Origin of the sequence: Nocardia sputorum (genome assembly GCF_027924405.1) — a bacterium.
In the GTDB taxonomy this organism is placed as follows: Bacteria; Actinomycetota; Actinomycetes; order Mycobacteriales; family Mycobacteriaceae; genus Nocardia; species Nocardia sputorum.
This window is the reverse complement of sequence record NZ_AP026978.1, coordinates 5,069,005-5,081,858: the sequence shown is the minus strand read 5'-3', so window position 1 is coordinate 5,081,858 and position 12,854 is coordinate 5,069,005. Positions and strand designations below refer to the sequence as shown.

At 67.3% G+C, this 12,854-nt stretch carries 13 protein-coding genes and 1 tRNA gene; 6 read left to right on the top strand and 8 right to left on the bottom strand.

Features of this window, described 5'->3' with window-relative positions:
* Nucleotides 1-202 precede the first annotated feature (202 nt).
* Complete coding sequence (locus QMG86_RS22970) at nt 203-1,045, bottom strand: methyltransferase domain-containing protein (protein ID WP_281874744.1); 843 nt, start codon at nt 1,043-1,045, stop codon at nt 203-205.
* 359 nt (nt 1,046-1,404) lie between these two features.
* Between QMG86_RS22970 and QMG86_RS22965 the strand changes: the two genes are divergently transcribed.
* From QMG86_RS22965 to QMG86_RS22955, 3 genes are all read left to right on the top strand, one after another.
* On the top strand, nt 1,405-2,424 hold the full coding sequence (locus QMG86_RS22965) for a hypothetical protein (RefSeq protein WP_281874743.1): 1,020 nt from the start codon (nt 1,405-1,407) through the stop codon (nt 2,422-2,424).
* A complete protein-coding gene (locus tag QMG86_RS22960) occupies nt 2,411-2,566 on the top strand; it encodes a hypothetical protein (protein WP_281874742.1) in 156 nt (51 codons plus the stop codon). Before QMG86_RS22965 ends, QMG86_RS22960 begins: the two co-directional genes overlap by 14 nt.
* Nucleotides 2,567-2,894: 328 nt before the next feature.
* Entirely contained in the window at nt 2,895-3,713 is an 819-nt protein-coding gene (locus QMG86_RS22955) for a class I SAM-dependent methyltransferase (protein WP_281874740.1), read from the top strand.
* Nucleotides 3,714-3,784: 71 nt separating this feature from the next.
* On the opposite strand, the gene QMG86_RS22950 is transcribed toward QMG86_RS22955, so the two are convergent.
* Entirely contained in the window at nt 3,785-4,507 is a 723-nt protein-coding gene (locus QMG86_RS22950; protein ID WP_281874739.1) for a hypothetical protein, read from the bottom strand.
* 32 nt (nt 4,508-4,539) lie between these two features.
* Nucleotides 4,540-5,118: a GNAT family N-acetyltransferase gene (locus QMG86_RS22945; protein WP_281874738.1), complete on the bottom strand. Its 579-nt coding sequence runs from the start codon at nt 5,116-5,118 to the stop codon at nt 4,540-4,542.
* A gap of 116 nt (nt 5,119-5,234) precedes the next feature.
* Here QMG86_RS22945 and QMG86_RS22940 point away from each other — a divergent pair, with 116 nt between their 5' ends.
* The gene (locus tag QMG86_RS22940; protein ID WP_281874737.1) at nt 5,235-5,480 is read left to right on the top strand and encodes a hypothetical protein; all 246 of its coding nucleotides are present in this window, start codon (nt 5,235-5,237) and stop codon (nt 5,478-5,480) included.
* A 211-nt stretch (nt 5,481-5,691) separates the two neighbouring features.
* Here the strand turns inward: QMG86_RS22940 and QMG86_RS22935 are convergent, their stop codons facing one another.
* The 5 genes from QMG86_RS22935 to QMG86_RS22915 form a co-directional block, all read right to left on the bottom strand.
* Nucleotides 5,692-6,243: a hypothetical protein gene (locus QMG86_RS22935; RefSeq protein WP_281874736.1), complete on the bottom strand. Its 552-nt coding sequence runs from the start codon at nt 6,241-6,243 to the stop codon at nt 5,692-5,694.
* Between the two features lie 279 nt (nt 6,244-6,522).
* Nucleotides 6,523-6,597, bottom strand: a tRNA-Val gene (locus QMG86_RS22930).
* Between the two features lie 17 nt (nt 6,598-6,614).
* Nucleotides 6,615-7,079, bottom strand: a complete 465-nt coding sequence (locus tag QMG86_RS22925; protein ID WP_067800944.1) for a peroxiredoxin — start codon at nt 7,077-7,079, stop codon at nt 6,615-6,617.
* A 77-nt stretch (nt 7,080-7,156) separates the two neighbouring features.
* On the bottom strand, nt 7,157-7,579 hold the full coding sequence (locus QMG86_RS22920; protein WP_159840357.1) for a DUF3052 domain-containing protein: 423 nt from the start codon (nt 7,577-7,579) through the stop codon (nt 7,157-7,159).
* 126 nt (nt 7,580-7,705) lie between these two features.
* Nucleotides 7,706-8,263, bottom strand: coding sequence for an Rv2240c family protein (locus QMG86_RS22915; protein WP_281874735.1), 558 nt, complete (start codon nt 8,261-8,263; stop codon nt 7,706-7,708).
* Between the two features lie 185 nt (nt 8,264-8,448).
* Between QMG86_RS22915 and aceE the strand changes: the two genes are divergently transcribed.
* Together aceE and QMG86_RS22905 are read left to right on the top strand one after the other, a co-directional pair.
* Nucleotides 8,449-11,391, top strand: coding sequence for a pyruvate dehydrogenase (acetyl-transferring), homodimeric type (gene aceE, locus QMG86_RS22910; RefSeq protein WP_491565751.1), 2,943 nt, complete (start codon nt 8,449-8,451; stop codon nt 11,389-11,391).
* Nucleotides 11,392-11,402: 11 nt separating this feature from the next.
* Entirely contained in the window at nt 11,403-12,737 is a 1,335-nt protein-coding gene (locus tag QMG86_RS22905; RefSeq protein ID WP_281874733.1) for a PucR family transcriptional regulator, read from the top strand.
* The last annotated feature ends 117 nt before the right edge of the window (nt 12,738-12,854 follow it).

The following is a 12,854-nucleotide window of genomic DNA, read 5'->3' as shown; positions in this document are numbered from 1 at the left end:
CGACATGGATCAGCGTTGTGGCCGATGGGTTTCCGCATGACCCGCCCGACTACGTGATGGGGGTGGGCGAGGCGCAGATGACCATGCAGCGGCTCGTGCTTGTCGCGTGGGGGAATGTCCGCGTAAGACGGCGGCGTGGCGGGTGCTGGGAGGTCGGGCGAATCAAGCCGGATGCCAAGCAGCAACGGTGAGAGCCGGAGGCTCACCCACCCAAGTGGCCGAGCACCGCGAACATCGTCACCGAGAGGTGGTAGTCGCCTTTCTCGATCCCCGCCTCCATGATGGCGAGGAGGTCGCGCCCTTCCACCTCGGTGATCGCTCCGCCGGTGGTCGCGGACGCGATCATCTGCATGAACAGGGGACGGGCGGTCTCCGGGTTCCAGATCACCGCTTCCGATCCCATGTCGTCGATGACGAAGCCCGCCGCGGTGAGCAGGCCCCGGAGGCGGCGGCCCGATGCGGGGTTGGGGGTGGTCGCGAGCATCGCCTTCGTCAAGCGGGCGACCACCTCGGGGTCGCCGGGGTGGGTGATCACGGTGTGCCAGTCGCTGTCGATGAGCAGCACGCGACCGCCCGGTCGCAGGACTCGGGTGATCTCGGCGGTGGCGGCCGCCGGGTCGTCGAGGTGCTGGTAGACCCGCTCGCAGCGCACGGCGTCGAAGTAATCGTCCGGGAAGGGCAACTGATAGGCGGTGCCTTCGACGAAGCGGGCCCGGCAGTCCGCGCTCTCCGCGCGCCCACGAGCGATGGCGATCATCGCGGGGTTCGGGTCGACGCCGACCGCGTCGCCATCGGGGCCGACCCGGCCGGCCAGCTCGATCACCTCGGTACCCGTGCCCGCTCCGATATCCAGTGCGCGCTCGCCCGGCTGGACGTGCAGAACTTCGTGCCCCCAAGCCCGCATACGCCGAATGCCCGGCAGCGCTGCTTGCAGATCGAGGATGCCGACCAGCGCGGCCATCGGATCGTCGCCGGTGGTGCGCGAAGCGTCCGGAATCGCGTTTTCGTGGAAGGACGGGACGGGCGGCGCTGACTCGCTCGGCATATCACGACAGTAACCGCGCACCGCTACTGACGACAGCGCCCTGGTCCTGATCGACTTTCGTTACGCGGCGGCTGGCGATCGTCGTCAACCTCAACGACGGGCTGCGCGAAGTCACCGAACGCGGCTGGCTCGGCGAGGTCGACGACCTCCGGATCAGGCTCTACACAGCGAACAAGAAGCTCATCCAGATACGGAAGATCCGCTCGGAGGCCCGCACAGTCGACCTCCCAGCACCCGCGCTGCGATAGATCACCGTCTGGCGGGCGCTCGATACGGTCCGACCCACGGATCCGACCAACGTCATGACCGAAATCCGCTAGCAGCGCCTGGCGCCCCTCTGGACGCCAGAATGAAACGTTATGCGCTCAACCACCCCGACCGCCATATTGATGATGGCGGCAGTCCTGCTGACAGGATGTACTCTTCCGACACGAGGACCCGACCAGACCGAGCGTGACAGCTGGTCACGCGTGATCGAAACTGCCATCGCGGCTCTTCCCGGGGTGGTCGATGCGTCACATTGGTTCGATTACGAGGGCAAGTCCCGCACGTACGCATCCCGACTCTTCGTACGCCTGGAGGATGACGCCACACCGGACGAGGCCGCGTCCGTGGTGCGTGCCATGGGCACCCAGCAGCTTCCGCCGCGCTACCAAGGGGACTACACCGAGGTCGACATCGACCGGATGACGGGTTCTTATTCTGCGGATTGGCGGTTCGGTCGGGACGTGAGCAGGGAAGCGAACTCGGCACACACCTGGGTGAGAGTCTCGGCCCCCGGCACACAGGTGGGCTGGAGGTCACGCGGCTTTGACGTAGACAAGATGAGCAACGCCATCAGCGTAGGAGCGGGCTCCGAGGCGGAACCCCACCGTGCCACAGCGGCGATGCGCCGAATCATCCAGGACTTCCCCGAATTGGCATCGAATTACTGGACGGTGTCCACCGTTCATGAGGAGAGCGGGCTCAACAATCACTCGAGACTGGAACCCGGGTGGCTCAACACGGACCCCCCCATCCCGCACGGCCGACCCCGCTTCCCGTCCAATGGTGAACTCGAGATGTGGGAGTGGTTTCTGACCGATCAACCCACCCCGTTCTTCGTCGAGATTTCCGTATACGAACCGCCCGGCAAAGCAGGCCGCACCCTGGACGTCGCGATATACCCTCCTGTCGGAAAGCAACTCACCGCTTCGCAGGCAACACAACTCGCCGATCGGCATCTTCCCTACCTGGCGCAGCCCGGTGCCGTGGTCGACTACACGATCGGAGACCGCAACGTCCCCGTTTTCGCGGTCTTCGTCGGCGGTTGCCAGCCATCCTGGCGCGACGTTCCACCGGAGTCGCAGCCCTACGCGCGTCAGTATGAACGCTGCTAGGACCGGCAGCCGGAGTCCGAACGCCATCGAGCCGGGCAGCGGTTCGGAGGGGGTGCTGCTGGATCTGACGTTCGGGCTGCTCTGCATGGAAGTTCTGCACCAACTGGACTTCGCCTTCACCGACCTGGAACCGGTCTTCTAGGAATGTCTGCGTGATCTGACCGGCATCCTCGGTCTGGCTCCCGACCGGCCCTCCGCAGGACCGTCCCTCGCCGGGACACTCGGGCAGACGGCGTTGGCCCAGTTCCGGCGGCGGCTTATCCGCCGGGATCGCGGCCGCGCCGCCCGGTCACGCGGCCGGATTGTGGGGTAGACCCGCGTGCCGTGCGGAGCCAGCCGCCCGGACATCGTTTGTCGCGGATTTCGCCGGGTAACACCTGGTCGGCTTGCGGTTTCGATGAGTGGTTCGGCGCGGAGGAGTTTCCTCTCTCGGCAGCGTCGACCGGCCCGACTGCAGAGGGAGCGTTCAGATGACCGATTCCGGCTCCGCGGATCTCAAGCGGCGGCACCGCGCGATGTGGGCACTGGGCGACTATTCGTCCATCGCCACCGAAGTCATCCCGGAACTCGGTCGGCGTCTGGTCGAGGCCGCCCGCATCGGTCGTGGCCAGCGGGTGCTGGATGTCGCGGCCGGATCCGGCAATGCCGCGATACCGGCCGCGGAGGCCGGTGCGGAGGTCGTGGCGAGCGATCTGACGCCGGAGTTGTTCGAGGCAGGCAGGCGAATCGCCGCCGCGCGGGGCGTCGAGTTGCGGTGGCAGGAAGCCGACGCCGAGGCGTTGCCCTACGCCGACGCCGAATTCGACGCCGTCATCTCGTGTGTGGGCGTCATGTTCGCACCGTTCCACCAAGCGGCCGCGGACGAATTGGTGCGTGTGGCCAAACCGGGCGGCACGATCGGGCTGATCAACTGGACGCCCGACGGCTTCATCGGGCAGATGTTCGCCACGATGAAACCGTTCGCTCCGCCGCCTCCGCCCGGCGCGCAGCCGCCGCCGCTGTGGGGCGACGAGGAACACGTGCGGTCGTTGCTGGGCGATCGCGTCGCCGATCTGGAACTGCGCCGCGAGAACGCGGTCATCGACCGTTTCGCCGACGGCGCGGAGTTCCGTGACTTCTTCAAGTCCTACTACGGACCGACGGTCGCGGTGTACAAGGCCAATGCCGGGGAGCCCGACCGGATCGCGCAATTGGACGACGCACTCGCCGAACTCGCCGCCCGGTACGACCGCGGCAACGGGCGGATGGAGTGGGAGTACCTGTTGGTTACCGCCCGCCGGTCGGGCTGATCGGCCGGGTCCGGCGCTATTCGTGCGCCGTTCGCTTGGGGATGCACAAGCTCGGAAACCGGTGCCGCCATTCAGACGCCGGGGCGGGCCGGACGATGGCGCGTCGGATCGAACCGTTCGAAGTAGGACTCGCCCACGGCGAACATTCCGCGTTGCGGCAGCCAGAACTCACCCAATGTGGCTTGTTCGGCGAGTGGTCCCGGAGGGCCGATGTCGATTCCGTCGATCCGGGCAGTGCTGTTCTCGACCGTCCACAGCATCCGGGGATTGGCCAGGAACCATTGACCGTTCGGGGAAGTACCGCTGAGCTGCACCCGCCCGACGCCGAGCGCCGGACCCGCCACCCGCGACACGAGCGACAGAACGGCGGGACGTCGCCACAAGGCGGCAGGCATCATCCGGCCCATACCCGTCATCGCCTTCGTCGCCGCCGAGCGGCCCAGTTCGAGATCCCACACGATCTTGTCGCCGACCCGCACCGTGAATGTGGACGGTCCCGTCCAGTCGACCGATATGTCCTCGACCCGCGCGTCTTCGAGTGCTGATCCGAAATAGCGGGCACAGCTGGTCGCCGGGGAGACGCTGCTGTAGATCACCCATCTGGCGTCGGGGTCGCGATGCCACACCGCGTCGTACCCGGCACCGACCGAGCTGGCAGGGAAATGCCGCAGCGCCAGGTAGTGGCCGCTGGCGAAGGGCAATCCCATCACCCCGTAGCCGGAAAATCGTTCCTCGTCCGTACCCGGGGGGAGCGCTTTGTCTACTGCGGCGATCGAGCGCGGGCTGTCGGGCATCGCAGCCTCCTCGAGGAGTGGGCTCGTGCCGATCATTTTACGTCCGCCGCTGGGTTTCCCGTCTGCCGCAGCGCGGGCCGCTGGTCGTGGTCGCCGGTGGACACCCAGTAACGCCGTGCCGGACCGAGCGGGGTGTCCACGATCCGCTCGAGGACGCCGCCTCGGCGCTCGATGGTTTTCGCGGAGGGGGCGTTGTCGGCCGCGCAGACGATCAGCACCCGGTCCATGCCCAGCTTCTCCGCCTCGCCGAGCATCCGGCTCAGCGCCCAGGTGGCGAGGCCGCGTCGGCGCGCGGACGGCCGGATGCCGTAGCCGATGTGACCGGCCCATCGCACGAAATCGTCGAAGCCGTGCCGCAGAGCGATCCCGCCGAGCACTCGGTCGTCCTCCACGATCCATCGGTAGGTGCACCGCGCCCGGCCGGTCTCGGCCCACGCCTGACCCGATTCGTCGGCCAGACGGGCCACCCAGGCGGCGAAACCGGTCGGCGAACGCACTTCGTCGTACGGCCGCAGTCCGAAACCGTCCTCGTGCGGGCCCGGACCCCACTCGTCGTGCGCCTCCAGCCAGGCCGTATGCAGACGTGTCGTCGGAGCGATCAACGCGGGCATATCGCGACGATACAGAGCCGGCTGCACGGCAACAGGTGCTCCGAAGGAGCCGCGGAAAACGCCACCGCCCGGCGTGCCTGTTCCGGGTCGTCGCCCGCCTTTGGAAGTATCCGATCGTGCCGGATTGGGTGGAGGTTGTCCTTGATCGTGCGTCGCTGGACGCCGGCGACGACGCACTGCCGCACGGTCAGCGCTGGATGTTCCCGGCCGTCTCCACGATCTACGACTTGGTGATCTGGATCGCTGGGCGATATGTGCCGAGGCTGCCCGGGGTGCACCACTGGGAGTTGTTCATGGATTCGGACAACACCCACGAGGGCTGGGTCCCGAGAGGAAGCATGGGCTGGCTCAGCGCCAGGTAGTGGCCGCTGGCGAAGGGCAATCCCATCACCCTGTAGCCGGAAAATCGTTAGGACAGAGCCGGGCGACAGTGCCAGGGCCGACCGCTGAAGTCTAGGTGCTGGGGCGCTGGATGGCCCGGCCGCTCCCTTCCCCTGAGGCATTGTCCGCCTGGAGACAGGCTATGGATTTGGTAGTCGCGTCGCATCGACCCCGTTGGCGCAGGGCGCGGAGCTAACCAGCGATCCGGTGCGGGACACCCAAGCCCGTGTGCGGTGACCACAGCCATGCCGCGAGCAGGTAGAAGCTGACCACGATCGCGGGTGACAGCCATGCGGCCGCCGCTGAACGACGCCCGACGCGAAAAAGCACCGCAAACACGGGCGTCGCGGCAAGCGCGCACGCCACACCCATCACCTCGAGTACAGGCCCGGCTCGATGTAAACACGCGAACGAACCAAGCCCGCCTGAACCGCCGCACGAATCCGGAAGCAACAAGTAGCGGACAAGGCACAGCGCCCCGCCGAGCAACCACGCGGCACTTCCGACCACGAACCCGCAATCGGTCAGCTCGTCGTCTGTTGTTACAGGCGAGTCCGGGGGTCTGACAATGTGCACGGCCGCGGTAAGTGTCACGGCGCCGGCAACCAATGCAGCAATCAGCGTTCCAGCCAACCAAAAGGACTCCGGCAGTGCGACCAAGAGCCAGAATACGAACACCGGAGCCACCCAACCGAGACAGATGATCGCCAGCTGGGCACCTCGTCCGGAGAGAGTCGTGAACACCCCGAGATAATGCCACGATGCCGGGATTGGTTGGGACAGTGAATTGCGCCACCGTTTCTCGCTGTGCCGTTGAGGATCGTGTCACCAAGTACACGAAGGCCGATGCGGTACCACCGGGCGCAGAATCGATCGCACTTGGGCTTCCGGGAGTGCACGGTCGTCGACGTGGACAAGCTGACTGCGCGGCTGACCTCGAGTCGAACAACGCCCACCCACCGGCCGGTGCTCGACGCTCTGGCCCTGATCCGGCGCCCCGCCGACGCACGGCTCACCTACTCGTGGTGGGCGCAGAGGGGATCGAACCCCCGACCGCTGGTGTGTAAAACCAGTGCTCTACCGCTGAGCTATACGCCCGTGCCGTTACCGGCGGCTTATGAATCTAGCGCGGCGAGCGCTTTCTCCCAAGCCGCCTGGTCACGGGGTTCTCCGGGGCCGTTCATCTCGGCGAAGCGGATGTAGCCCTCGCGGTCGACGACGAACGTGCCGCGATTGGGGTAGCCGGACTTCTCGTTGAAGACGCCGTAGGCCTGGGCCACCGCGCCGTGCGGCCAGAAGTCCGACAGCAGCGGGAAGGTGTAGCCCTGCTCGGCGGCCCAGATCTTGTGCGTGGGCGGCGGGCCTACGGAGATCGCGAGGATCTCCGCGTTGTCGTTCTGGAACTTGGGCAGCTCGTCGCGGACCTTGCACAGCTCGCCCTGGCAGATGCCGGTGAAGGCGAGCGGGTAGAACACGATCAGGACGTTCTTCTTGCCCCGGTAGTCCGACAACGAGACTTCCTGGTTGTTCTGGTCCTTCAGCGTGAAATCCGGCGCGACAGTGCCAACCTCGAGCGGCATAGCGAATCCTCCATCGTGTCGGGTTTCCACCGGGCGGGCGTGCGACACCACCCTGGTGGAAACCATAGCGCGGTGGCTCAGCGCTGCTTCGAGGGCGCCTTGGGCTGCACGAGCCTGCTACCCGTCCACGAACCGAGGCTGATCGCCGAGGTCTGGGTCAGACCGGCGGTCGGTGCGGATTCGGCGATTTCGCTCGGCTCGACGTGGCCGGGCTGTCCGGTCTTGGGGGTGAGTACCCAGACGAAACCGTCGTCGGCGAGCGGGCCGATGGCGTCCATCAGGGCGTCGACCAGATCACCGTCCCCGTCCCGCCACCACAGCAGCACGACGTCGATCACCTCGTCGGAGTCCTCGTCGACGAGTTCACCGCCGATCGCTTCCTCGACGTCGGCCCTCAGGTCGTCGTCGACGTCCTCGTCCCAGCCCAATTCCTGGACAACCAAGCCGTGTGAGATGCCAAGCTTCTGAGCGTAGTTCTGCGCGTCCGCCGCGGCGACCACGGTGGCGTCCTCCTCAACTCCCGACAGTAGGTAGTTGCAAGCGAACATGGTTATGGGCTTCAGCGCAAGCCGATCCGGCGAAATAGCTACCGAATGTCGCGTTGCGATGGTGTGTCAAGGGGTTTCTCAGCGTTTCGGACACGAGTCGCGCACGGCGTTGCGCGCGTCGTTGACCCGCTTGCTGGCGTCGTTGAGCGCCGCGACCGGCGCGGTGTAGGTCATCTTGCGCGTCTCGGCGGCCAGCGCGCGGGCGGCGTTCACGTATTCGGTGAACAAGCCGGCCAGGTCCCCGGGGAGCGCCTCCTTGGCGGAGTTCACGCCGCTCTCCACCTTGTTCGCCGCGTCCTCGAGGGTCTGCGCCGCCGAGTCGCGCTTGGCGACGTAGTCCGGGGCGTTCGAGTCGTGCGCGTCGACGAATTCGTTGTACTTGCTTACGCCCGCTCCGGTGATGGTGGGGAACTGACCGCAATTGTCGGAGACGGCCTTGGCCTGGGCCGCGGCGCGCCGGGAAGAGGTCGCCGCCGCCGACGAGGACGCCGCCTCGGTCTTGTACGCCGCCAGATCGCTCGCGTTCGGACCCGCCACGCCGTCCACCCGGTTGGCGCACCCCGCGACGACCAGTCCGACAGCGACGGCGCCGGTGGCGCACACCATTCCGAACCCGCGTGGGTTCAGCAGCTTCATCGTCCTCCCGCTCCTCAGGGCTGCCACGCTCAATGCTCACCTTGCCTGTCGAACGGTACTGGATTTCCGGCTGACATGATGATTTGGGACGCGTCATCGGCAAGGATGGATGGTGCGCCCGAACCTTTCGTAAACGGGCGGTCCGCCAACCAGCGAACCCGCCCGGGGATACCGACGCCATCAGCATGTCCACCCCTGTACGAGGAGCAGATTTGACCGACCTGATCCACTCTTCCGCACCGGCGAAATCCGCCGGTACCAACTCCGCTCCCGCGCCCGCCGCGAGCCGCGATCCGAACGGGTCGCCCGCGCCGCAGCCGGCCGGACGGGTGCGGGTGATCCGCGAAGGGGTGGCGTCCTACCTACCGGACATCGACCCGGAGGAAACCAGCGAATGGCTCGAGTCGTTCGATGAGATGCTCGACCGGGAGGGCCCCGGCCGTGCGCGTTACCTCATGCTCCGTCTGCTGGAGCGGGCCGGTGAACGTCGGGTCGCCATCCCGTCTTTGACCTCCACCGACTACGTCAACACCATCCCCACCGAGAACGAGCCGTGGTTCCCCGGCGACGAGGAGGTGGAGCGGCGCTTCCGCGCCTGGATCCGCTGGAACGCCGCGATCATGGTGCATCGCGCCCAGCGCCCCGGCATCGGCGTCGGCGGCCACATCTCGACCTACGCTTCCTCGGCGGCGCTCTACGAGGTGGGCTTCAATCACTTCTTCCGTGGCAAGGACCACCCGGGCGGCGGCGACTCGATCTTCATCCAGGGCCACGCCTCGCCGGGCATCTACGCCCGCGCGTTCCTGGAAGGCAGGCTGTCGACCGATCAGCTCGACGGGTTCCGCCAGGAGTACAGCAACGGCGGTCCCGGCCACGGGCTGCCGTCCTATCCGCATCCGCGGCTGCTGAACAACTTCTGGGAGTTCCCCACGGTGTCCATGGGCCTGGGCCCGATGAACGCCATCTACCAGGCGCGGTTCAACCACTACCTGCACGATCGGGGGATCAAGGACACCTCCGACCAGCACGTATGGGCGTTCCTCGGCGACGGCGAGATGGACGAACCGGAGTCGCGCGGTCTCGCGCACGTCGCGGCGATGGAGGGTCTGGACAACCTGACCTTCGTCGTCAACTGCAACTTGCAGCGCCTGGACGGTCCGGTGCGCGGCAACGGCAAGATCATCCAGGAGCTGGAGTCGTTCTTCCGCGGCGCGGGCTGGAACGTCATCAAGGTGATCTGGGGCCGGGAGTGGGACGCGCTGCTGGGCGCCGACCGCGACGGCGCGCTGGTGAACCTGATGAACAGCACCCCCGACGGTGACTACCAGACCTACAAGGCCAACGACGGCGCGTACGTCCGCGACCACTTCTTCGGCCGCGATCCGCGGACCAAAGCGCTGGTGCAGGATCTGTCCGACCAGGAGATCTGGAACCTCAAGCGCGGCGGTCACGACTATCGGAAGGTGTACGCCGCCTACGCGGCCGCGATGGCGCACAAGGGTCAGCCCACGGTGATCCTGGCCAAGACCATCAAGGGCTACACCCTCGGCAAGCACTTCGAGGGCCGCAACGCCACGCACCAGATGAAGAAGCTGACCTTGCAGGACCTCAAGGATTTCCGCGATCTGCAGCGCATCCCGATCAGCGACGCCGAGCTGGAGAAGGACCCGTACCTGCCGCCGTACTACCACCCCGGTATGGAGGCCCGTGAGGTCCAGTACATGCTCGACCGGCGCAAGGCGCTCGGCGGGTTCCTGCCCGAGCGGCGCACGGCGGCCAAGCCGCTGAAGCTGCCCGGCGACGAGGCCTACCGCTCGGTGCGCAAGGGGTCGGGCAAGCAGAACGTCGCCACCACGATGGCCCTGGTGCGGCTGATGAAGGAGCTGCTGCGGGACAAGGAGATCGGCAAGCGGATCGTCCCGATCATCCCCGACGAGGCCAGGACCTTCGGCATGGACTCGTGGTTCCCTTCGTTGAAGATCTACAACCGCAACGGACAGTTGTACACATCCGTCGACGCGGAATTGATGCTTGCCTACAAAGAGAGCGCCGTCGGGCAGATCCTGCACGAGGGCATCAACGAGGCCGGGTCGACGGCGTCGTTCACCGCGGCGGGCACCTCCTACGCCACGCACGGCGAGCCGATGATCCCGCTGTACATCTTCTACTCGATGTTCGGCTTCCAGCGCACCGGCGACGGACTGTGGGCGGCCGCCGACCAGCTCGCCCGTGGCTTCGTGCTCGGGGCGACCGCGGGGCGCACCACGCTGACCGGTGAGGGTCTCCAGCACAACGACGGGCATTCGCTGCTGCTCGCCTCGACCAACCCGGCCGTGGTGACCTACGACCCGGCGTTCGCGTTCGAGATCGCCCACATCGTGCGCGACGGCCTGCGCCGGATGTACGGCGGCGGCGCCGCGCCGCAGGGCTCCGCGCCGCTGCCCGGCACCCATCCGCACGGCAGCGCGGGCGAGTTCGGCGGCGAGGACATCTTTTACTACATCACCCTCTACAACGAGCCGTACCCGCAGCCGGCCGAGCCGGAGGACCTCGACGTCGCCGGTCTGCTCAAGGGCATCTACCTGTACAAGCGCGGGGGCGAGGGCGCGGTGCGCGCCCAGATCCTGGTCTCCGGCGTCACCGTGCCGGACGGTTTGCGCGCGCAGGCGCTGCTGGCGCAGGAGTGGGGCGTGCAGGCGGACGTGTGGTCGGTGACCTCGTGGGGCGAGCTTCGCAAGGAGGCGCTGGACAAGGAGATCGCCGCGCTGCGCGACCCGGGCGCGGATCCGGGCCTTCCGTACGTCACCGAGGCACTGTCGCGGGCCGAGGGCCCGTACGTGGCCGCCACCGACTGGATGCGCGCGGTGCCGGATCAGGTGCGCAAGTGGGTGCCCGGCGATTTCACGACGCTCGGCACGGACGGTTTCGGTTTCTCCGACACCCGCCCGGCCGCGCGACGGGTGTTCAACGTGGACGCCCAGTCCATCGTGGTCGCCGCGCTGGCCGGTCTCGGCCGGACGGGCAAGATCGACCCCGCGAAGGCCGTGGAAGCGGCGGCGAAGTACCGGATCGCCGACGTGGACGCCGCGCCGAAGGCAGCGGTGAGTTCGGACGAAGACCTCGCGTAGCGGAATATTGGATGGTGGACCGTAAACCGCCGCGGCCGCGACGGATCTCCGAGGGCTCTTCCGAGCACGAGGTGTATCTGCCGACGGGCGCGCTCTCCCCGAACCGGCAGACTCGCGACCCCCTCCCGGACACGCTGCTCAAACGCGTGAAGCAGTTCTCCGGCCGCCTCTCCACCGAGGCGGTGGGGTCGATGCAGGATCGGTTGCCGTTCTTCGCCGATCTGGACGCCGCGCAGCGCGCCGGCGTGCAGATGCTGGTGCAGACCGCGGTGGTGAACTTCCTGGAATGGCTGCAGGACCCGGACAGCGACATCCGGTTCAGCCTGGACGCCTTCCAGGTGATCCCGCAGGATCTCGCGCGGCGGCTGACGCTGCGCCAGACGGTGGACATGGTCCGCGTCGCCATGGAGTTCTTCGAGCAGTGGCTGCCCGCGCTCGCGCGCAACGATCGGCAGCTGGTCGCTCTGACCGAGGCGGTGTTGCGATACGGGCGCGAGCTCGGATTCGCCGCCGCCTCGGTGTACGCCAGCGCCGCCGAGTCGCGCGGCGCGTGGGACACCCGGTTGGAGGCGCTCGTCGTCGACGCCGTGGTGCGCGGCGACACGGGGCCGGACATGCTCTCCCGGGCGGCGACGCTGAACTGGGACGCCACCGCACCGGCGACGGTGCTGGTGGGCACCCCGCCCGGCGAGCAGGGCGTCTCGTCGGTGGGTGCGGTGCATTCCATCGCGGCGCGGCACGGGCGGGCCGCGCTCGCGGTCGTCCAGGGCACCAGGCTGGTGATGGTGGTCTCGGGGCACCTGGGGGAGACCGCTCAAGTCTCCCCGTTCCTGGCCGACCTGCTCGCCGAGGTGTTCTCCGACGGGCCGGTGGTGATCGGGCCGACCACGCGCACGCTGGGCGCGGCCCACGCGAGTGCGGTGGAGGCGCTGGCCGGAATGGAAGCCGTGGTGGGCTGGCGCGGGGCGCCGCGACCGGTGCACGCGGCGGAATTGCTCCCGGAACGCGCGTTGCTGGGTGATCGAGCTGCGATCGACGCGCTGAACGAGTACCTTGTCCTACCGTTGGCCGCAGCGGGGTCGTCGCTGGCGGACACGCTCGATGCCTACCTGGATTGCGGCGGAGCGGTCGAGACGTGTGCGCGTCAGCTGTACGTCCATCCAAATACGGTCCGGTATCGGCTCAAGCGCATCGCCGAGGTCACCGGCCGTGATCCGATGAATCCGCGGGACGCGTATGTGCTCCGGATCGCCGCCACCGTGGGTCGTTTGACACGAACCCGTAACGAATCATCAGCTTCTGCCCCAGAGGTCACTTCGGTGGCCTTCGGTACCGAGGGCCTGTAACGCATCCGTGGAATCGGTCGATTCGGACAGCCCACGTGGTCTTTTGTGGAACCCCCACAAAAGCGCTTCCGAACCTTCATTCGCGTCGACATCTCGTGCGGCCCGCCTCACAGTGTT